Raw genomic sequence first — 20,399 nt, 5'->3', positions numbered from 1 at the left:
GCCAAAGAATGCGGGCGTATAAATCAGTCATCACAACCACCGATGATTGAGAGTCGAAAAATGAAAAACTGGGCGCGCGCGAACAAGGGCTTTTTGCTGTTCCTCATGTTGTTCGGCGTGTTCCGCACGGCGATCGCCGACTGGAACCCGGTGCCGACCGGTTCGATGCGGCCCACCATCGTCGAAGGCGACGTGGTGCTGGTCAACCGGATCGCGTACGACCTCAAGGTGCCGCTCACCGGCGTCGTCATCGCCCACCTGGGCGAGCCGCGCCGCGGCGACATCGTCACCTTCCATTCGCCGCGGGGCGGCACCCGCCTGATCAAGCGCGTCATCGGCTTGCCCGGCGACGTCGTCGAGATGCGCGCCGGCCGGCTGCGCATCAACGGGCTGGCCTCGGCCTACCTGCCGCTGGGGCGCTCGCCCGAGCCGGTCGCGCCCAGGCTCGAGACCGCCGCGCTGCGGTTCGACGAGACCCTCGCGCAGGGCCACCACAGCATCCAGCTCATGCCCGACTACGCGGCGCGGCGCGACTTCGGCCCGGTCACCATTCCCAGGGACGAGTTCATGATGCTGGGCGACAACCGCGACAACAGCGCCGATTCGCGCGTCATCGGGCTGGTGCCGCGCGCGCTGCTGATCGGGCGCGCCGAGCGGGTGCTGGTGTCGGCCGACATGCTCGGCAACTGGATGCCGCGCGCCGAGCGTTTCGGCAAGTCGCTCGGGCGGTGATGGTTCAGGCGAACTGGACCTTGGGCCGGGCTTCCCGGCGCTGCCCCCGCGCCAGCGCCGGAAAGGCCAGCACCATGGTCGTGTACTGGCCCTCGACCGAGTCGCAGGCGATGCTGCCGCCGAAGGCGCCGAGCACGCGCTTGCAGAAAGCGAGGCCCATCCCGGTGCCGCCGCCGCCCGGGCGCGTGGTGTAGTAGGGGTCGAACACGAGCGGCAGCACGTCGCGCGCGATGCCGTTGCCGGTGTCGGTCACGCGCAGGCGGTTGTGCTCGGCGCCGCGCTCGAAGCTGATCTCGATGTCGCCGCGCCCGGCCGCCGCCAGCGCGCTCAGGGCGTTCTTGAGCAGGTTGTAGAGCACGTAGACGAGCAGGGTGTCGCAGCCGTGGAAGTCGAACTCGCCCTCCGCGCGCAACCGCACCCTGGCGCGCGCGCCGCCCTCGAACGGGTAGCGCAGCAGCGCCTCCTCGACGCACCGCCCGACCGCGTGGCGCGCGAAGCCGTCGGTGCACAGCGTGCCGCCGCAGGCCGAGGCGAGCACCATGTCGACGATGAAGTTGCTGCGGTAGACCTCGGCCTCGATGTCGCGCGCCAGCTCGCGCAGGTAGTCGAGGTGGCCGGCGCGCAGGCCGCTTTCGATCACGCCTTGCGCGACCGCGTGCTCGTATCCAGCGATCAGCTCGGGCAAGCCCTTGGCCAGCACCCGGGCCTGGTTGCGGATGGTCGCCAGCGGCGTGCGCATCTCGTGCGCGATGGTGGCCGCGAGCATCATCGGGTTGGCCAGCAGCTCGTGGCGCGCCATCGCCTGCGCGATGATGCCGAGGCTGACGGCGATCAGGAGCACCCCGGGCGGGTACATTGCCAGGCCGTAGTTGCACAGGTAGTCGACCGCCGCCAGCGAGTAGATCAGCACGCTTGCGAGGCAGTAGCGCAGGCGCAGCCGGTCGGTCGAGACGGCCAGGCGCTGCTGGCGCGCCAGCAGTTGCAGCGCGCGCAGCACCACCAGCGCCGTCTGCAGCAGGTGCAGCGGGTGCAGCGGGCCGGCGCGCGGATAGTAGCCGAAGTGGAACTGCTGGACGCCAGCCACGACCGCATCGCCCGGCACCATCGCCAGCGCCAGCATGGCGGCCACCGCGTACGACCATTTCACGTGGCGCAGCTCGGCGCCGCGGCGCGTGAGCTCGACCACGAAATGGTAGAGCGTGGTCGGCAGGAACAGGATCAGCAGGTAGCCGATCTTGGCCAGCAGCACCGCGAGCGCCTCCTCGCGCACCTGGAACAAAATGGCCCAGGTGAATTGCCAGGCGAAGGTGGTGGCGCAGACCAGGAAGAAGGCGCCGCTGCTGCGGTTGAGCCCGCGCGAGGCGAGCACGTACACGCCGTAGCCGAGGAATAGCAGTGAGACGATTGCCGGCAATAGCGAGTACATGGGTTCCTTGGTCGGGGGCGGAATTATTGTTGCTATTTTGAGCATCCTAGCAAGCGTTTTCACGCCAGTCCATGCCCGAATCGGGTTTATCAAACGCAAGTTTGCGTTAGATCATGGATGGGCCATAAATGTGGCCTTAATGATTGCTCGCCTGATTCATTTTCGGGCCTCGGCCCGGACCTCCGGGGCGAGTCATTCCACTGATTGGAGAAATCATGCACGTCCACGCCACCCCGTCCGACCTCGCCCTTGCCCGTCCCTTGTCCGCCGCCATCCCGACCGGGGAGTTGGCGCCGGCGCCGCGCACCTTCACGCACGAGATGACGATCTACCTCAAGGACTCGAATGCCTACGGCAACACCTACTTCGCCCGCTATTTCGAATGGCAGGGCGTGTGCCGCGAGCGCTGGTTCTTCGAATGCATCGCCCCCGACATGCTGCAGGCCGAGGGCGTGTTCATCACCAAGCGCGCCGAGCAGGACTATGTCCACGAAACCTTCCCGTTCCAGGAGATCCGCTGCGAGCTCAACGCGTACGCGGTGCGCAAGTGCTCGTTCTGGCTCGAGTTCCGCTTTTTCTCGGGCGGCACGCTGGTCTCGGTCGGGCGCCAGCAGATCGTGTTCGCCAACCATGCCAAGCAGATCAGCGCCTTGCCCGAGCGCGCGCTGAGCAAGATCCGCCGCTTTGAGGTGCCGAGGAACGCGCTGGCGGCCTGACCGGGCCGGGCAGGGCCGGGCAGGGCCGGGCAATGCGGTTTCGCCCGGCCTCCGGTGCTGTTGCTCAAAAGAATGTAAAATCTCGCCCTCGCTTGCGCGCCGCCCGTGGCGCGCACGCGCATCACTTTAAAGGCAGGGCGGCATGTATAGAATGTTGACGGTCATCCTCGCGTGCGTGGGCATGGTGGGCGCCCTGGCGATCGACACCTATCTGCCCTCGCTGCCGACCATCGGGCGCGAATTCGCGGTCGGCCCGCTCGCGGTGCAGCAGACGCTCAGCGTGTTCCTGTTCACCTTCGCCTTCATGATGCTGTTCTACGGCACCCTGTCGGACTCGTTCGGCCGGCGCCCGGTGCTGCTGGCCGCGCTCGCCGTGTTCACGCTCGCCTCGCTGGGAGCGGCCATGGCGCCGAGCTTTGGCTCGCTGCTCGCCTGCCGCGCGCTGCAGGGGCTGGCCGCCGGCGCCGGCTCGGTGATCGGCCAGGCCATCGTGCAGGATCGGTTCTCGGGCGCGCAGGCGCAACGGATGATGTCCCACATCATGATCGTGTTCGGCCTGGCGCCGGCCATCGCGCCCGTGTTCGGCGGCTGGCTGTTCGTCGCCCTCGGCTGGCGCGCGGTGTTTTATTTCCTCGCCCTGTTCGGGGCGGCGATGGTCGCGCTGTGCTGGCGGGCATTGCCGGAAAGCCTGCCGGCGGCGCAGCGCCACGCCTTCCATCCGGGGCCGATCGCGCGCAACTACCTCAAGGTGCTCGGCAACCGGCAATTTTTGCTGCTGTCGCTGGCGGTCGGGCTCGCCTTTGGCGGCCTGTCGCTGTACATCGGCGCGGCCGCCAACTTCGTGCTCGAGATCTTGCGCCTGCCCGAGACCGCCTTCGGCTGGCTGTTCATTCCGCTCATCAGCGGCATGGTGGCCGGCTCGATCTGGTCCGGCAAGCAGGCTGGCCGCATCGCGCAGGGCAGGATGCTGTGGATCGGCTTTGGCGTCATGGGCGTGGGCGCGCTCGCCAACGTCGGCTACAACCTGTGGTTCGCGGCGCGGATCCCGTGGGCGGTGTTGCCGCTGGCGCTCTACACTTTCGGCCTGGCCGTGGTGATGCCGGCGATCCAGGTCAGGGCGCTCGCCTTGTTCCCGGATCACCGCGGCCTGGCCTCGTCGATGGTCTCTTTCATCCAGATGATGGTGTTCGCGCTGGTGTCGGGCCTGCTCGCGCCTATGCTGTTCGGCAGCGCGCTCAAGCTCGCGCTGGGCGTGCTCGCCGGGCTGGCGCTCAGCTTCGCGTTCTGGCAGTGGAGCGGGCGCGGGCCCCAGGGCGTCGCAGGGGCCCCGGAAGCCATTCAATAATGCATGGGAGGGGTGCGGGCTATACGATTATGTATAGCTTGCGGACGGCGGCGCCGGCTTAGCGGCGGTGCGTCTTCATGGCGGCGGCGACCTCGCGCTTGCCGTCGCGCTCTTTCTCGGTGGCGCGCTTGTCGTGCTGCTTTTTGCCCTTGGCCAGGCCGATCTCGCACTTGACGCGTCCGCCCTTGAAATGCAGGTTGAGCGGCACCAGCGTGTAGCCCGAGCGTTCGACCTTGCCGATCAGTTTGTCGAGCTCGGCGCGGTGCAGCAGCAACTTGCGCGTGCGCAATGCTTCCGGATGGGAAAACGAGGACGCTGTCGAGAGCGCGCTGATGTGGGCCCCGAACAGGAACAGCTCGTCGCCGCGCACGAGCACGTAGGCCTCCTTGATCTGCACGCGCGAATCGCGGATGGCCTTGACCTCCCAGCCCTCGAGCACGATGCCGGCCTCCCAGCGGTCCTCGATGAAGAAGTCGTGAAATGCTTTTTTATTGTCAACAATACTCATGAAATAGCTAAAATGCGCGGGTCGGTTAAACTACTGTGTCGCGGTGGCGGACGCGGCGCTGATGAAACAACTTCGACATCATAGCAAAACTAGCAAACGGTTGATTAATGGCAGTAGTGCACAAAACAGTAATTCTTGGCTACAGCGCCCACCAGATGTTCGATCTGGTGGCCAAAGTCGAAGACTATCCCAAATTCCTCCCCTGGTGCGCCGGCGTCGAGTTGATCGAGCGCAGCCACGAACGGCTCGTCGCGCGGCTCGACATCCAGTACCACGGCATCCGCCAGAGTTTCACCACCGCCAACCTTAACACGCCGCCGACGCAGATGAAGATGAAGCTCGTCGACGGCCCGTTCAAGACCATGGACGGGGTCTGGACCTTCAAGGCGCTGCGCGAGGACGCCTGCAAGGTCGAGTTCGACCTGCGCTACGAGTTCTCCAGCCTGATCCTCGAGCAACTGATCGGGCCCGTTTTTGGCGTCATCGCCAACAGCATGGTCGATTCCTTCTGCAAACGCGCCGAGACCGTGTATGGCTGAGCAACTGCACATCCACATCAGCTACGCCTCGCCGGCGCGGGCCGTGCTGCGCGTGCTGGCCGTGCCCGCCGGCACGACGATCGAACAGGCGATCGCCCTGAGCGGCCTGCTCGCCGAGTTCCCCGAAATCGACCTCGGCGTCAATCCGGTCGGGATCTACAGCAAAAAGAAGCCCCTCGACACCCCCCTGCAGGAACACGACCGCATCGAAATCTACCGGCCGCTGCTGGCCGACCCGAAAGAGTCGCGCCGCAAGCGGGCCGAAAAACACGGCGCCAAATGATCTCCCCGTGTGCCATGTCAAGGTAGACGGCGCGCGCTGAATCACCCTGCAAAGGTTGCAACGGCGCAAGGGGCGGGCGTGGAGTGGCTGGCGAAACGGTTCGAATTGTCGCGCGCGGGCGCCGGGCCCAACCAGCGCCCGATGGAGGGCTTGCGCGGCCTGGCCGTGCTCCTCGTTTTCCTCGTCCACTCCATCACGCTGGCCGGCCCCTGGCTCGGCGCCGCCGGCGCGGCGCGCGCGTTGGCGCACGCCGTCCACACGATCGGCAACAGCGGCGTCGGCCTGTTCTTCGTGTTCAGCGGCTACCTCATCTATGGCAGCCTGATGCGGCGCCCGCAGCCCTACCTGCGCTTCCTGTCGCGCCGGGCCGGGCGCATCTATCCCGCGTTCCTGGCCGTGTTCGCGCTCTACCTCGCGCTGTCGCTGCTGCTGCCCGGGCAGAGCAAGATCCCGGCCGCGCCGCCGGCGGCCGTGCTCTACCTGGCGCAAAAACTGTTGCTTCTGCCGGGCCTGTTTCCGATCGAACCGATGATCGCGGTGGCGTGGTCGCTGAGCTACGAAGTGCTGTACTACCTCGCCATGCCCGCGCTGATTGCCGTCGCGCGCCTGCGCCGGCGCAGCGCCCGTTGGCGCGTGTGGTTCTTCATCGGCGCGAGCGGCGTCGGCTTGCTGCTGTGCCTGCGCTGGGGCGGACCGGTCAGGCTGGCAATGTTCGCAGGCGGGATCTTGTTGCACGAGGCGCCGCTGTCGCCGCTCGCCGGGGCGGTCAAGACGGGCTTGCTGGGCGCCGCCTTCTTCGTGCTCTGTCTGGCATGCCTGGGACGCCCGGCGGGCGCGCTGGCGCGGGCGTTCTCGTGGACGCCCCTGCGTTGGCTCGGCAATATGAGTTATTCGTTCTGCCTGCTGCACGGACTGGCGCTCAAGGCCATGTTCGCCGGCGTCGCCGCGCTGGTGCCGGCGGCCCCGCATGGCGCGCTGCCATGGCTGTTGCTCGCGGCGATGTTGCTCGCCAGCCTATCGGGGGCGGCGGCCTTGTTCGTGCTGGTGGAGCGGCCCTGTTCGCTGGCGCCGCCCATCCCGGCCACGCCTATTTGCACGCGTCGATAATTTCCTTGGCGCGTTGCTGTTCCACGATGCGCTTCTCGTCGCTCATGAAGCCACGTTCGCCGCTCGCGTTGGTTTCGCCGATGCGCTCGCCGCTATCGAGGCTGCGCTTGTAGTTTTGCGCGTTCTCGCAATTGTCCTTCTTGGCTTTTTGCGCCGTTGCCTCCTCTTTGGCCTTGGTCTCTGCCAGCGCCTTCTCGGCGGCGCGCTTGCGGAAGTCGGCATTGCGTTCGGCCAGCGTCGGCGGGCCCTTCGCAGCGGCGGCCGGGGCGGCCGGGGCGGCATCGGCGCCATCGGCCTGCATCGACGCCGGCGCGTCCGCCGCCACTGGCGCGGGCACGTATTTGTACTGCGTCATCCCGCGCGGCGCCTTCAAGATGTTCTTGAGGGGAATCGAGGCCGGCGGCGGCTGGTCCGACAACTGTTTGTTACCCTTCTCGTCGATCCACATGTACTGCGCCTGGGCAAGGCCGGCGCAGGCCAACAGGGCGGCGGCGGCCAGAAGCCGGGGGAGGGTGGTGTTCAACGGTTTCATGTGCATTTTTCCTTGTTCTGCGTAGGGTCGATTTCGCCATGATTCGTTCTGCATGTCAATGTCCGATTGATGATTCAGGGCAATTAGTTGGTCCGCCGGGACGGGCGGGCCGAACTTCTGTATAATTCGCTTTTGCGCCAATAGGAAAATGCTATGCGTCTACTTCAGAAAGCACTCACGTTCGATGATGTGCTGCTTGTCCCGGCTTATTCAAACATCCTGCCAGCCGACACCTCCCTCAAAACACGCCTGACCCGCAACATCGCCCTCAATATCCCCTTGCTCTCGGCAGCGATGGACACGGTCACCGAGGCGCGCCTTGCCATCGCCATGGCACAGGAGGGCGGCATCGGCATCATCCACAAGAATCTGACGCCCAAGGAGCAGGCGCGCGAAGTGGCGCGTGTAAAACGTTTCGAGGCCGGCGTGCTGCGCGACCCGATCACGATACCGCCGACCATGAAGATCCGCGACGTGATCGCCCTGACCGAACAGTACGGCATCAGCGGTTTTCCGGTGGTCGAGGGCAAGACCGTGGTCGGCATCATCACCAACCGCGATTTGCGCTTTGAGGAGGAACTCGACGCCGAGGCGCGCGCCAAGATGACCCCGCGCGAAAAACTCGTGTTCGTCAAAGAGGACGCCGACACCGCCGAAGCGAAGCGCCTGATGAACAAGCACCGCCTCGAGCGCGTGCTGGTCGTCAACGACGACTTCGAGCTGCGCGGCCTGATCACCGTCAAGGACATCCAGAAGTCGCACGAGCATCCGTTCGCGTCCAAGGACGCGCAGGGCAAACTGCTGGTCGGCGCCGCCGTCGGCGTGAGCCAGCGCGATGAGGAGCGCATCGAGTTGCTGGTCGCGGCCGGCGTCGACGTGCTCGTGGTCGACACCGCGCACGGCCATTCGCAGGGCATCCTCGACCGGGTGCGCTGGATCAAGACGCGCTTCCCCAACGTTGATGTCATCGGCGGCAACATCGCCACCGCGGCGGCCGCGCTCGCGCTGGTCGAATACGGCGCCGACGCGGTCAAGGTCGGCATCGGCCCGGGCTCGATCTGCACCACCCGCATCGTCGCCGGCGTCGGCGTGCCCCAGATCACCGCGATCTCGAACGTGGCCGAGGCGCTCGCCGGCACCGGCGTGCCGTGCATCGCCGACGGCGGCATCCGCTTCTCGGGCGACATTTCAAAAGCGCTCGCGGCGGGCGCCTCGACCGTCATGATGGGCAGCATGTTCGCCGGCACCGAAGAGGCGCCGGGCGAGGTCATCCTGTACCAGGGACGCAGCTACAAGTCCTACCGCGGCATGGGCAGCCTGGGCGCGATGGCGGACGGCTCGGCCGACCGTTATTTCCAGGATGCCAGCGCGAAGGCGGAGAAGTTCGTGCCCGAGGGCATCGAAGGCCGTGTCGCCTACAAGGGCAGCGTGCTGGCGATCATCTACCAACTGGTTGGCGGCGTGCGCCAATCGATGGGCTATTGCGGTTGCGGCTCGATCGACGAACTGCGCGAGAAGGCCGAGTTTGTCGAAATCACCTCGGCCGGCATGCGCGAGTCGCATGTCCACGACGTGCAGATCACCAAAGAAGCACCGAACTACCGTTCCGAGTAACGGTCGTTCCAGGCGCGCGGCGGGTGTCATCCGCCGCGCGCCGCGCCAGCCGCACGCCGGCGCGCCGGTCCAGCATTCCATAGCCCACACCCTCCGTCACACTTAAAGCGCCCTCCATGCACTCTAAAATCCTCATCCTCGATTTCGGTTCCCAAGTCACCCAGCTGATCGCGCGCCGCGTGCGCGACTCGGGCGTGTTCTCCGAAGTGTTCCCCCACGACGTCAGCGACGAGTTCGTGCGCAACTACGGCGCCGCCGGCGTGATCCTGTCGGGCAGCCACAACTCCACGCTCGAGGGCGACTCCCCGCGCGCGCCGCAGGCCGTGTTCGAACTGGGCGTGCCGGTGCTGGGCATCTGCTACGGCATGCAAACGATGGCGGCCCAGCTTGGCGGCAAGGTCGAATCCGGCCTGCTGCGCGAATTCGGCTACGCCGAGGTGCGCGCGCGCAGCCACACGGCGCTGCTAAACGGCATCAACGACTTCGTCACCGACGAGGGCCACGGCATGCTCAAGGTCTGGATGAGCCATGGCGACAAGGTGCTCGAGATGCCGCCCGGCTTCAAGCTGATGGGCAACACAGAGAGCTGCCCGATCGCCGCGATGGCCGACGAGGAGCGCCGTTTCTACGCGCTGCAGTTCCATCCCGAGGTGACCCACACGGTGCAGGGCAAGGCCATCATCGGCCGCTTCGTGCACGAGATCTGCGGCTGCAAGTCGGACTGGAACATGCCCGACTACATCAGCGAGGCGGTCGCCAAGATCCGCGAGCAGGTCGGCGCCGACGAGGTCATCCTGGGCCTGTCGGGCGGGGTCGATTCGAGCGTGGCGGCGGCGCTGATCCACCGCGCCATCGGCGACCAGCTCACCTGCGTGTTCGTCGACCACGGCCTGCTGCGCCAGGACGAGGGCAAGATGGTCATGGACATGTTCGCCAAGAACCTCGGCGTCAAGGTGCTGCGCATCGACGCCGAGGCGCAGTTCCTGGGCCATTTGGCCGGCGTGTCGGACCCCGAGGCCAAGCGCAAGATCATCGGGCGCGAGTTCGTCGAGGTGTTCCAGGTCGAGGCGGGCAAGTTGAGCAACGCGCGCTGGCTGGCGCAGGGCACCATCTACCCGGACGTGATCGAAAGCGCGGGCAAGGGCAAGAAGGGCCAGACCATCAAGAGCCACCACAACGTGGGCGGCCTGCCCGAGACGCTCAACCTCAAGCTGCTCGAGCCGCTGCGCGAATTGTTCAAGGACGAGGTGCGCAAGCTCGGCGTCGCGCTCGGACTGCCGCATGGCATGGTGTACCGCCACCCGTTCCCGGGCCCGGGGCTTGGCGTGCGCATCCTCGGCGAGGTCAAGAAGGACTTCGCCGACCTGCTGCGCCGGGCCGACGCGATCTTCATCGAGGAGCTGCGCAACACGCCGTGCAAGCTGCCCGCGCTCGAGAGCATCGACGCGGGCGAGGCGCCCAAGAACTGGTACGACGCGACCAGCCAGGCGTTCGCGGTGTTCCTGCCGGTCAAGTCGGTCGGCGTCATGGGCGACGGGCGCACCTACGAGTACGTGGTGGCGCTGCGCGCGGTGCAGACGCTCGACTTCATGACGGCGCAGTGGGCGCATCTGCCGCACAGCCTGCTCGGCAAGGTGTCGAACCGGATCATCAACGAGGTGCGCGGCATCAACCGCGTGGTGTATGACATTTCGGGCAAGCCGCCGGCGACGATCGAATGGGAGTGATTTTCCCCTATCGAGTGTTTCTCGAATTTTTGTGAGCCATGTTCAAGCCCTGTTTTCACAGGGCTTTTTCTATAGTGGCCAGCGTGCGTGCACCCACCGCGGCAAAATGGTTTATCGACCGGCGTCCGCGATGTTGCTCAGACTAATAATCAGTGTGCTACGATCCCCGCATCCTCCGCCATATTCCATCCATGAAAATTCGACGCTGCGCGGTCCTGTATATTGAGCCCCGGGAAGAACTCGGCATCGATTTGGCCGCGCTGTTTCGCGGCGCCGGCACGCTGGCCGCCACCATGCGCTGGATCGCGATGGCGCCGCACCTGGACGCCGAGGTCGAACTCAGCGACGCGCAGCTGCTGGCCGTCGGCGGCCTTGGGCAATCGGTCTGGACCGAGCGCGCCGCCAGCGAGGAGCGATTCGGCCAAGCCACGATCGCGCAGTTGCTCGCGCTTGGCCTGGTGCTCAGCGACGCGCCGGAGGCGGCCGCCATGCGCGAGCGCGACGAGAAGTTGCGCCTGCAGCACTGGAGCCCCTTGTCCCTGCTTGCCCACACCTTCAGCCGCTGGAGCGACATGCGGGCCGGCGCCGGCGTGCAATTTTCCACCTACCAGGAACTGGTCGCGCTGTCGGGGCCGCCGCCCCCGTCCACGGTCGGGCACGGCGCGGATGGCCAAGCCATCCCATTGCCGGCCCCCCTTGGCGGGCAGCTCGACGCCACCATGTTCGCCCGCTACACGGGCCGCAACTTCGACCCCCGGGCCGTGCTGGCGCTCGACGTTGTCGCGCGCCTGCTGCAGCGCACCTTCGGGGCCCAGGAGCTGCGCGAGGTCGGTCCCGGCGCCCACGCGCTAAAAAAACTGAGCCCGTCCGCCGGCGGCCTCCACCCCATCGAAGCGTACGTGCTGGTGCAGCGGGTCGACGGCGTCGCGCCCGGCCTCTACCACTACCATCCGGTCGCGCACACCCTTGAACCCATGACCACCATGGACGGCGCGCAGGCCAGGGTCCTGGCCTTGCAATTCGTGGCGGACCAACAATGGTTTGCCGATGCCCCCATGCTGGTCGTCATGGCGGCGAGGGTGTTGCGCAATTTTTGGAAGTATCGCAACCATCCCAAAGCGTACAAGGCCATTTCGCTCGACGCGGGGCACTTGTCGCAAACGTTCTACCTGCTTGCGGCCGAGGCGGGCATGCCGGCCTTCGTTACCGCCGCCATCAACGAGCGCGCCATCGAGCGCGCCTTGGCGCTCGACCACCTGGGCGACGCCGTGGTGGCAATCTGTGGTTGCGGCCCGGCGGCCGCGACGCGCACGACCATTGAATTGCGCTATGGTGATCCCGACCCTGGAAGCCTCCCGCCGCCGGCCGCAAAAAGCGCTGGACGGTAGGCGCTTTACGCCGCAGCGGGAGCGCACGCCCGCCGCGGCGCCGCCGCTACACCAAACCGGACAGTTTAAAGACGTCCATTTCGCTGTTGCCCACCAGCTTTTCCCGGTGCGCGTCCTGGTCCGCGGCAATGCTTTCTTTCGAGGGCAGGGTGCGCACGTCCGGAACATCGGCCGGATCGACGGTGATGCCGATGCTGTCCATGGCCTTGACCGGATCACTTTGCATGAGTTCGCGAAACGCGTCGTCGGTGGCCAGTTTCTTGAGCAAACGGTCGATATCTTCCGGGGAATTCATTGCCATGGTTTTTTACCCTTATTCCAGTTGATTGATTGGCCAGCCGATTTGGTGTGACCATGGCCATGCTACGACATGAATTCCATTTCATCAACTACATTTGCAATGACGAAACAATTCCGCTGTCATTTGAGCAGGAATGCGGCCAGTTTTGGCGGGCCTTGGAAGGTAAAACATTTGCGCCAAGGCAAAGGCGGGTGCCTAAAGCGGGTGCCTTAAGCGGAGGCGGGGACCGCTCCGCCCGCTTGCGCCAGATGTCCGCGCGCGGAGTCGAGGGCGGCATCGAACAGTGCGACGAAGGTGGCCAGCGATGTTTCAAGCTGAGCGTGTTCGCCCGTCGTGAGCAAGTGTTCGAGCTCGCCCGCGGCTTCGTGGAGTTCATTGGCCGACAAGTTGCCCGCCGCGCCACGCACCTTGTGGACCAGTTGCGCGGCGCCCCCAAAGTCGGCGCCGGTGATGGCTTGGCCGATCCGCAGGGGGCTGTCCGCGAAGTCCTCCACGAACATGCCGAGCAGGCGTGTGAGCAGGGCGGCGTTGCCCCCCAGGCGCACGAGCGCGGCATCGATATCGACGCCCGGCAAGCTGACCGGGGCGGCTTGGGGCGGGGCTGCGGCGGGCAATTGGGGGGGATGAAGCAGGCCATTGGCGGGGCGTGCCCCGCCAATGCGTAACGCGCCCGCTTTCGCGACAGCGAAAGTCTTTACCTTCGAGGGCATGCCCCGCTCCTGCGCAACGAGATCGCTTTCGCGGTGGCGAAGCTGTTCAGCTTCGAGCGCGTCCACAGGCGCGGCGGCGCCAACGCGCCCTGGGTCGACATCGACCCAATTGGCCAGCACCGCGTACAAGGTGTCGGGGTCGATCGGCTTGCTGACGTAGTCGTTCATGCCCATCGCGATGCAACTCTCGCGATAGCCGGCCACGGCGTGCGCGGTCATGGCGATGATCGGCAACTGCGCGTGGCGCTTCGTTTCGCGGATGATGGCGGTGGCCTGGTAGCCGTCCATTCCCGGCATCTGGATATCCATCAGCACCGCGTCGAAGTCCGCATGGTCGACCATGGCTGCCGCCTCGACGCCGCTGCCGGCGAGCGCCACCCGCACGCCGGCGCGCTGCAAGATTTCGCTGGCCACCTGCTGGTTGATGCCGTTGTCGTCGACCACCAGCACGCGTGCGCCGCGGATGCGCAGGGCCGCGGCGGACGGCGGCAAGGTGGCCAGCAGGGCTGGCATGCGGGCCTCGAAGCCGAGCGTGCCGAGCACGCTGTAGAGCAATTGCGCGGCGCTGACCGGCTTGATCAGGAAGGCGTCGATGCCGGCCTGCTCGGCGGCCAGCTTGACTTGCTCGCGCGCGAAAGCGGTGACCATGATGATCATTGGCATGACCTTGAGGCTGGCGTCGTTCTTGATGCGGCGGGTCGCCTCAACGCCGTCCATCTCGGGCATGTTCCAGTCCATCAGCACCAGGTCGTAGGGGTGTTCGCTTAGCGCGGCGAGCGCGGCGGCGCCCGAATCGACGGCGCTGGCGTCGAAGCCGAAGCTGCGCAGTTGCAGTTCAAGCACCTCGCGCACCGGCGCGCTGTCGTCGACGATCAGTATTTTCTTGCCGCGCGCGCCGTCCGGGGTGCCCCACTGCGGAGCGGCTGGAGCGGCTGGCGTGCCCAGGGCCACGGTGAAGCTGAAGCGGCTGCCGGCCCCGAGCGCGCTGTCGACCTCGATCACGCCGCCCATCATGCCAACCAGCTGCTGCGAAATGACCAGGCCCAGGCCGGTGCCGCCGTACACGCGCGTGGTGCTGGTGTCGGCCTGGGAAAATGCCTGGAACAGGCGCGCCTGTTGTTCCGGGCTCACGCCCACGCCCGAGTCCGCGACCGTGAAGCGCAGGTCGATGTGTCGCTTGGCCAGGTCGTCGGCCGCACCGCCGGGCTTGCCCCGGGCGACTTCGACGCGCAGCTCGATGGCGCCGCGGGCGGTGAATTTGAGGGCGTTGCCAACCAGGTTGACTAGGACCTGGCTTAGCCGCAGCGGATCGCCGACGATGCCGGCGGGGACCTCGGGCGCGACCCAGACCAGCAGTTCCAGGCCTTTTTCAGCGGCCTGCCAGGCAAACAGATCGGCCACCTGGTCGAGCGTGTCGCGCAGGTCGAAGGGCACGGCTTCGAGTTCGAACTTGCCCGATTCGATCTTCGAAAAATCGAGCACGTCATTGATGATGCCGAGCAGGCTCTGTCCCGCGCGGCCGATCTTGCGGAAGTATTCGAGCGGCTGGACCGGCAGCGCCAGGTGGGCGCCCAGGCCGGCGAAGCCGAGGATCGCGTTCATCGGCGTGCGGATCTCGTGGCTGATGTTGGCCAGGAAATCGCTCTTGGCGCGCGTGGCGGCTTCGGCGCTGGCGCGCGCCTGTTTGATGAGGCCGATCGCGTGCGCCTTCTGGAAGGCCGACACGAATGGCTCCTTGAGGGCCTTGAGCAGCTCGATGTCATCGGCCTTGAAGGCGATGTTGCGCTGGCCGTGCTCGAACACCAGATAGCCCTGCACCTGCTGGTCGAAACAGATGCGCACCGCCAGGCGCGCGCAGCCTTCGTCGCACAGGAAGATGTCGTCCGTCACGCTGCGCCCGCCCGTGACGAAACGCGCGTGCGCGTCGGCCAGCGACAGGTCCGGCCAATAGCGCGGCGCGCCGCGCGCCTCCCACTGGGCGCGCAGGGACAGCGTGTCGCTGGCGCCGTCGCGCACCAGGGCGAAGGCCGATTCGACGCCTTCGATGATGGCCGACTCGCGCAAGACGGTGGCGAGCATGGCGTCGAAATCGAGCTGTTCGTTGACCGCCTTGACGATGGCGCCCAGTTCCTCAAGGTGCCGCGTGCGCGAATAGACGAGCGCTTGCAGCCTCGCCCGGCTGCGCTGGAGATGGCGCACGCGCCAATGGAACAGGCTCCAGCCGAGCGCGAGCGCGGCGAGCGCATAGCCGAGGTAGGCCCAGGCGGTCTGGTGCGGGGCGGGCAGCACCGAGACCGGCATCGACAAGGCCTGCCCGCTCCAGAGGCCGTTGCGATTGCTGCCGCGCAGTCGCAGGAGATACCGGCCCGGCGCCAGGTTGGCGTAGGCGGCGAAGCGGCGGCTGGCATCGCCCTCCACCCAGCCCTTGTCGTAGCCTTCGAGCCAGAACGCGTAGCGGTTGCGCGTGGAATCGGAAAAATCGAGCGCGGCGATTTCGACTTCGAAACTCTTGGTGCCGGGAGGGATGCGCAGTCCCTCCGCGCGCCCGGACAGCAACAGCGGGGCGGGGACCACGCGCCCGTCGAGGCGGATCGACGTGACGGCGACGGGGGGGCGGAAAGTCCACTCGGCCATTTGGTCCATGTGCACCACGGCATAGCCCCCGGAGGAGCCGAACAGCACCTGCTTGCCCAGATTGAGCACGGCGCCGCCGAAATAGGCGCGCAGGGCAAGGCCGTCGGCGCGGCCGAAGGCGCGCGCCCGCAAGGTCCTGGTGTCGATCGCGGCGATGCCGTCGATCGACGAGGCAAAGATATGGCCGGCGTATTCCTGGCCAAGGGCGGAGACCGCGTCGCCGGGCAAGCCCTGGGCCGTGCCGATGCGCTCGAACAGCGGCGCGCCGCCGGCGTCGCGTCCGGTCAGCACGCACACGCCGCCACCATTGGTGCCGACCCACAGCCGGCCGCGCTGGTCCATCGACAGGGAGCTCACCATCGACTCCGACAAGCCCGCCGGCCGGTCCGGCGAGGCCAGCATTCGCTCGATCTTGCCGGTGGCCGGATCGAGCAGGTTCAAGCCGTTGCGCGTGCCGATCCAGATCGACCCGTTGGCGCCGGGCAGCAGGGCGACGATGCGGTTGTGGCTCAGGCCGGTGCCGGCGGGCCCCTGGCTGTAGGACTTCGACTTGCCGGTCCTGGGATCGAGGTGGACGAGGCCTTCGTCGGTGCCGACCCACAATGCCCCGTCGCGCTGCAGCAAGGCGCCGATGCGGGGGAACGGATTGGGCCGCGGCAGCGGCACGCGCTTGACGCGGCTACCCCCGGCCTCGGTGTGGTAGAGGCCCAGTTGCGTGCCGATCCACGCCTCGCCCGGCTCGGCTTCCGTCATGGCGATGACCATACGGTTCGGCAAGGCCGTCTCGGGCTTGGCCGGATCGGGGCGCAGGCCGGCGCTGCGCGCGCCGTCCGGGCCGATCAGGTCGATGCCATGGTCGCCCAGCGCCACCCAGACGCGCCCGCTGGAGTCGCGCATGAACGAGGCCACCGCCACCTCAAGCAAACCCTCGCCGTCGAAAATGGTGTCGACCATGCGGTTGGTCGAATTATGGAAGTCGACGCCGCGCTCATTCGAGACCCACACCATGCCGCTGCGGTCGCGCAGCAGCGCCGCCGCGCGGTCGTGCGCGAAGCTCGACGCCACCGCCGGCCGGTGCACGATGCGGCGCCCGCGCCCGCTGTCGGGGTCGAATTCAATGATGCCGCCGCCGTAGGTGGTGGCCCACCAGCGGCCCGGTCCGATCTGGGCCACCGCAAGCACCATGGTGCTGTCGGCGTCCTCGACCGTGTCGAGGGCCAGGATGCGCGCCCGGTTGGCGCCGGAGTCAACCACGCCAATGCCGCTTTTGAGCGTGCCGAAGGCGATTTGCCCGCGGTCGTCGCCGCCGATGGCGATCACGGCGTCGTCAATGGCGTGGCCGGCCGCGGGCGCGTGCAGCGCGAGGTCTTCGGTCTTGCCGCCGACGGCGTCGCGCCGGGCCAGGCCGGCGTTCGAACCGATCCAGAGATCGCCGCGGTGGTCGATGCGCAAGGCGCGGATGTGGTTGTGGCGCGGGTCCGCCGCAGCGCGCCGGTGGCGCACGACCGCGCCGCGCGCCGGGTCAAGGTAGTCGAGGCCGGCGGCCGTGCCGAACCAGATGCCGCCGCGGCCATCGCTCGAGATGGCGTTGACCGCCGCGCTGGAGAGGCCCTTCGGGCCGGCGGGATAACGCACGAAACGCTCGTTGGCCTTGTCGAACATGGCCGCGCCGGCGTTCGACGTGCCCACCCATAGCCGACCTTGTTGGTCGACATGCAATGACTGGATGAAATCGGCGGGCAGGGAGCTTCGATCGCTGGTCTTGTGCAGGAAGTTGCGCATGCGGTAGCCGTCCCAGCGCGCCAGGCCGCGCTGGGTGCCGATCCAGATGAAACCATCGCCGTCCTGCGCCAGCGCCATCGCCAGCGGGTGCGGCAAGCCTTGCTCCTGGCCGAGGTGCTCGAACAGGGGCGTGGCCAGGTTTTTCCAGCGATCGGGCGTGTCGGCGGCGGCGCGATGGCCGATTGATAGCAACAGGGCGGTGATGAAAGGGGCAAGCCATCGGCCCGGGGCGGCACGCCCGCCTGCGATTGCGCGCATTAACGTCTCGGACAGAGAGGCGAGGCCGCAACAGCCCCGATGGCGTCGCGGGTAATCGCTGGTTTAACGTCAACGTTCAAATCAGGAGCACTCCGCTCATCGTTCGCGGCGCAGGTTGCCATCACGGACGAAATCGATAAAAGGAAACAAGCACGGCAAAAATATGAACAGCAAGAGTGCCGCGAGTGGTAAGGCAATGATGCCGTTTCGACCGTCCCGGCTGCCGTTGCGCTCAAAGCATACGCATTTATTGAATAAATGTCTATAAGTTGGATATCGGCCACGCGCTTCAATATGAATGCAAGCAGCGTGACCGATTACGCACTCTGCATGGTCGGCCCGCAAGGCGCCGGCGAAGAGCCCGCGTTCAAGGGGCGCGATCAGCGCGGGCATGGCCGCCGCCGATGTGTTCGATCCGCTCTTCGTTCCCGCCTTCGTTCCTGTCTTCGTTCTTGTCTTCTATCTTATAATCGAAGCGACGGGACCTCGCTAGGCCGAGCCAAATCCGGGGGGACGGGAGAATTCATGAAGTTATTGTCGGTAGCGATGCCCCAGCATGACGTCAACATGACGTTTTTTGATGGCCGCGAAGTCAGGTACATCAAGCTCGAAAGAACCAGGCAGGAAAAGCGATTCCATTTCCAGTCCTTGCCCGACTGGAAAAGCGAGGTCCAAAGCATCTGGGGCGTCGACCCGGCCGAGGTCGACGACATCGTTTTTTCCTTCGACCCCGCGGCATTGCCGGCAACGCTCAGGATCGAACAGGACGCGTTGTTGCGGCTGGTACGCGACGTGTCCAAGGCGGAACGCCTTCCGCCCGCCATCTGCCGCTACCTTGGCGTCGAAAAGGCCTGGTTCGCGAGCCACCATTACTCGCATGCCTTGAGCACCTGGATGCTCGAAGCGCAAGCGCCGGCGGTGCGCGTCGTCATTGATGGCCTGGGCGACGGCCGCCCATGGAGCGTTTACAAAAATGAACAGCTGGTCGCCGCCGGAAACATCCGCAATGGCTCCATCGGCTGGGGGATCCGCGAAGCCGGAAAACTGCTCGACGTCAAGTATGGCCACTACAACGACATCGCCGGCAAGGTCATGGGCTTGCAGTGCTACGGCAAGATCGACCAGGGCTATTTCGATTGGCTCGACAAGTTCAACTTCGGGCGGATCAAGGACCTTTGGTCGGTCGAGCACTGGTACGCCTACAAGAACGACCCGTTGTTGGGCAAGCTGGGCCATCTGGACTGGATCGCCACGGTGCATGCAAAAATGGGCGTCATGCTGGTCGACTTCTTCAAGCAATTCGCCGGGGGCCAGGACCATATTTCGTACTCCGGCGGGGTGGCCCAGAACGTTGTATGGAACGCCTTGCTCAAACGGGCCTTTCCGAACCTGGTCATCGCGCCCCATAGCTCCGACGAGGGGCTCAGCCTGGGCGGGATCGAATGGCTCAGGCGCCAGCACGGCCTGCCCGCGCTGAGCATGCCCGCGTTTCCATGGGCGCAATCGGACACCGGCGTCCCCGCACCCTCGGCGGAAACGATCGCGCTTGCCGCCCAATTGCTGGCGCAAGGGAAAATCGTCGGCTGGTACCAGGGCAATGGCGAGATCGGGCCCAGGGCGCTCGGCAACAGGTCCATCTTGATGGATCCGAGGCTGGCGCAAGGCAAACAACGCATCAACAGCGTCAAAAAAAGGGAGCATTACCGGCCCTTCGGCGCCGCCGTGTTGAAGGACCATTTCGCCGGCCATTTCGCCGGCGAGGCCGATGCATTCATGTTGTACGCGTGCCGGCCAAAAGCCGGCGAACTGGACGCCATCACCCATGTCGACGGCACCTGCCGTGTTCAGCTCGTCGACGAAACCAATCCGGCGTTCGAGCGCTTGCTCACGCAATTTTTCGCGCTCACCGGCTGCCCCGTCCTGTTGAACACGAGCCTCAATCTGGCGGGCAAGCCGATCGCCGCCTTTCCCGAGCATGCCGTCGCGTTGTTCCACGATTCGCAGATCGACGCGGTGGTCGTCGGCGACACCGTCCATCGGCGCTAATCGGCGCTAAGCGCCGCCCGCGCGCACGTGCGGGGCGAGCACCATGTTGATGTTGAGCACCAGCCGCGCGTCGGCATCGGTGCAGGACGCGCCCGTGTGCGGCGTGGCGGCATCGAACAACACGATGCGGTTTTCCACGCTGTCGACCTTTGTGCCGTCGGCAAAAAGTGTATAGCCGTTGTTACTGTTCAAATAGAAAATCGCCGTCGTCGCGCCGCGCCGGCTCGTGTCCACGTGCAAACCGTATTCGATATGGCGCGCCTTCCTGGCGGTCCGGTTGGCCTTCGCCTTGATCAACAAGACTGGATTGAGGCGTTCGATGATTGGCCTGATCAGATCGAGTTTTTCCGAGCGCAGGAACACGCCGGGTTTTTTAAGATAAAAGCCGTGGACATGTTGCAAGTTGTCGTCCGGGCGCAGGTGCGTGGCCGCCTTGGACGACAGGATCTGGCTTTCCTCCCACGGAAAGGTGGCCGCCTCAAGCGCGTCCCTGATCGGCACGAATAGCGAGCGCTCCAGATAATCATCGATCACAAACATTTTTTCTCCAGCCGGCAGCGCGCCTGGCCATGCCGCGCGCGCCTCGCGCGCGTCCAAGTTTGATGCCTCGCGTTTCCCATCTGTAAACACCATTTAGCGAAAACAGTCAAGCGATTCGTGCGTCGTTTATTTGTCATAAAAATTTCCGTGGCCAATGTCTCCGTAGAAACATTTCCTTCCATTTAGACCTGATTTGCCCACTGCCGCCCGG

17 protein-coding genes are annotated in these 20,399 nt (G+C 65.9%); 10 read left to right on the top strand and 7 right to left on the bottom strand.

Annotated features, from left to right (window positions below; translation table 11 throughout):
* The first annotated feature begins 60 nt into the window (after positions 1 to 60).
* On the top strand, positions 61 to 732 hold the full coding sequence (lepB, locus tag C7C56_RS10690) for a signal peptidase I (RefSeq protein WP_106757404.1): 672 nt from the start codon (positions 61 to 63) through the stop codon (positions 730 to 732).
* Positions 733 to 736: 4 nt separating this feature from the next.
* Here lepB and C7C56_RS10685 read toward each other — a convergent pair whose 3' ends face one another.
* On the bottom strand, positions 737 to 2,158 hold the full coding sequence (locus C7C56_RS10685) for a sensor histidine kinase (RefSeq protein ID WP_106757403.1): 1,422 nt from the start codon (positions 2,156 to 2,158) through the stop codon (positions 737 to 739).
* A 215-nt stretch (positions 2,159 to 2,373) separates the two neighbouring features.
* Here C7C56_RS10685 and C7C56_RS10680 point away from each other — a divergent pair, with 215 nt between their 5' ends.
* Entirely contained in the window at positions 2,374 to 2,874 is a 501-nt protein-coding gene (locus C7C56_RS10680) for an acyl-CoA thioesterase (protein ID WP_106757402.1), read from the top strand.
* Between the two features lie 142 nt (positions 2,875 to 3,016).
* Positions 3,017 to 4,219 (top strand): multidrug effflux MFS transporter, encoded by a 1,203-nt coding sequence (locus C7C56_RS10675; protein ID WP_106757401.1) that lies wholly within the window; start codon positions 3,017 to 3,019, stop codon positions 4,217 to 4,219.
* 58 nt (positions 4,220 to 4,277) lie between these two features.
* Here the strand turns inward: C7C56_RS10675 and smpB are convergent, their stop codons facing one another.
* Positions 4,278 to 4,727 (bottom strand): SsrA-binding protein SmpB, encoded by a 450-nt coding sequence (gene smpB, locus C7C56_RS10670; RefSeq protein ID WP_106757400.1) that lies wholly within the window; start codon positions 4,725 to 4,727, stop codon positions 4,278 to 4,280.
* Between the two features lie 107 nt (positions 4,728 to 4,834).
* Between smpB and C7C56_RS10665 the strand changes: the two genes are divergently transcribed.
* The 3 genes from C7C56_RS10665 to C7C56_RS10655 all read left to right on the top strand — a co-directional run bounded on the left by C7C56_RS10665 (position 4,835) and on the right by C7C56_RS10655 (position 6,656).
* A complete protein-coding gene (locus C7C56_RS10665; RefSeq protein WP_106757399.1) occupies positions 4,835 to 5,266 on the top strand; it encodes a type II toxin-antitoxin system RatA family toxin in 432 nt (143 codons plus the stop codon).
* Positions 5,259 to 5,549: an RnfH family protein gene (locus C7C56_RS10660; RefSeq protein WP_106757398.1), complete on the top strand. Its 291-nt coding sequence runs from the start codon at positions 5,259 to 5,261 to the stop codon at positions 5,547 to 5,549. The genes C7C56_RS10665 and C7C56_RS10660 overlap by 8 nt, the downstream gene beginning before the upstream one ends.
* Before the next feature lie 78 nt (positions 5,550 to 5,627).
* Positions 5,628 to 6,656 (top strand): acyltransferase family protein, encoded by a 1,029-nt coding sequence (locus tag C7C56_RS10655; RefSeq protein ID WP_106757397.1) that lies wholly within the window; start codon positions 5,628 to 5,630, stop codon positions 6,654 to 6,656.
* Here C7C56_RS10655 and C7C56_RS10650 read toward each other — a convergent pair.
* The gene (locus C7C56_RS10650; RefSeq protein ID WP_229458620.1) at positions 6,637 to 7,329 is read right to left on the bottom strand and encodes a DUF4124 domain-containing protein; all 693 of its coding nucleotides are present in this window, start codon (positions 7,327 to 7,329) and stop codon (positions 6,637 to 6,639) included. The genes C7C56_RS10655 and C7C56_RS10650 overlap by 20 nt on opposite strands.
* Positions 7,330 to 7,341: 12 nt before the next feature.
* Here C7C56_RS10650 and guaB point away from each other — a divergent pair, with 12 nt between their 5' ends.
* The 3 genes from guaB to C7C56_RS10635 all read left to right on the top strand — a co-directional run bounded on the left by guaB (position 7,342) and on the right by C7C56_RS10635 (position 11,917).
* Complete coding sequence (gene guaB / locus C7C56_RS10645; RefSeq protein ID WP_106757395.1) at positions 7,342 to 8,802, top strand: IMP dehydrogenase; 1,461 nt, start codon at positions 7,342 to 7,344, stop codon at positions 8,800 to 8,802.
* 116 nt (positions 8,803 to 8,918) lie between these two features.
* Positions 8,919 to 10,529, top strand: a complete 1,611-nt coding sequence (gene guaA / locus C7C56_RS10640; RefSeq protein WP_106757394.1) for a glutamine-hydrolyzing GMP synthase — start codon at positions 8,919 to 8,921, stop codon at positions 10,527 to 10,529.
* 191 nt (positions 10,530 to 10,720) lie between these two features.
* Positions 10,721 to 11,917 carry a putative peptide maturation dehydrogenase gene (locus C7C56_RS10635; protein WP_106757393.1) on the top strand — a complete coding sequence of 399 codons (1,197 nt, stop codon included), beginning with the start codon at positions 10,721 to 10,723 and terminating at the stop codon, positions 11,915 to 11,917.
* Positions 11,918 to 11,963: 46 nt separating this feature from the next.
* Here the strand turns inward: C7C56_RS10635 and C7C56_RS10630 are convergent, their stop codons facing one another.
* From C7C56_RS10630 to C7C56_RS28755, 3 genes are all read right to left on the bottom strand, one after another.
* Positions 11,964 to 12,218, bottom strand: coding sequence for an NHLP-related RiPP peptide (locus tag C7C56_RS10630; protein ID WP_106757392.1), 255 nt, complete (start codon positions 12,216 to 12,218; stop codon positions 11,964 to 11,966).
* Positions 12,219 to 12,427: 209 nt separating this feature from the next.
* Positions 12,428 to 17,602 (bottom strand): response regulator, encoded by a 5,175-nt coding sequence (locus C7C56_RS10625; RefSeq protein ID WP_106757391.1) that lies wholly within the window; start codon positions 17,600 to 17,602, stop codon positions 12,428 to 12,430.
* A 96-nt stretch (positions 17,603 to 17,698) separates the two neighbouring features.
* On the bottom strand, positions 17,699 to 17,995 hold the full coding sequence (locus C7C56_RS28755; protein ID WP_181373116.1) for a hypothetical protein: 297 nt from the start codon (positions 17,993 to 17,995) through the stop codon (positions 17,699 to 17,701).
* Between the two features lie 132 nt (positions 17,996 to 18,127).
* On the opposite strand from C7C56_RS28755, the gene C7C56_RS10620 reads away from it, so the two are divergent.
* Positions 18,128 to 19,648: a carbamoyltransferase C-terminal domain-containing protein gene (locus C7C56_RS10620; protein ID WP_181373115.1), complete on the top strand. Its 1,521-nt coding sequence runs from the start codon at positions 18,128 to 18,130 to the stop codon at positions 19,646 to 19,648.
* A gap of 6 nt (positions 19,649 to 19,654) precedes the next feature.
* Here C7C56_RS10620 and C7C56_RS10615 read toward each other — a convergent pair whose 3' ends face one another.
* Complete coding sequence (locus tag C7C56_RS10615) at positions 19,655 to 20,188, bottom strand: hypothetical protein (RefSeq protein WP_146204411.1); 534 nt, start codon at positions 20,186 to 20,188, stop codon at positions 19,655 to 19,657.
* Positions 20,189 to 20,399 lie beyond the last annotated feature (211 nt).

Source organism: Massilia glaciei (genome assembly GCF_003011895.2).
Classification (GTDB): Bacteria; Pseudomonadota; Gammaproteobacteria; order Burkholderiales; family Burkholderiaceae_D; genus Telluria_A; species Telluria_A glaciei.
Note: the sequence above shows the minus strand (reverse complement) of the source record. Positions and strands in the feature narration are given on the sequence as shown.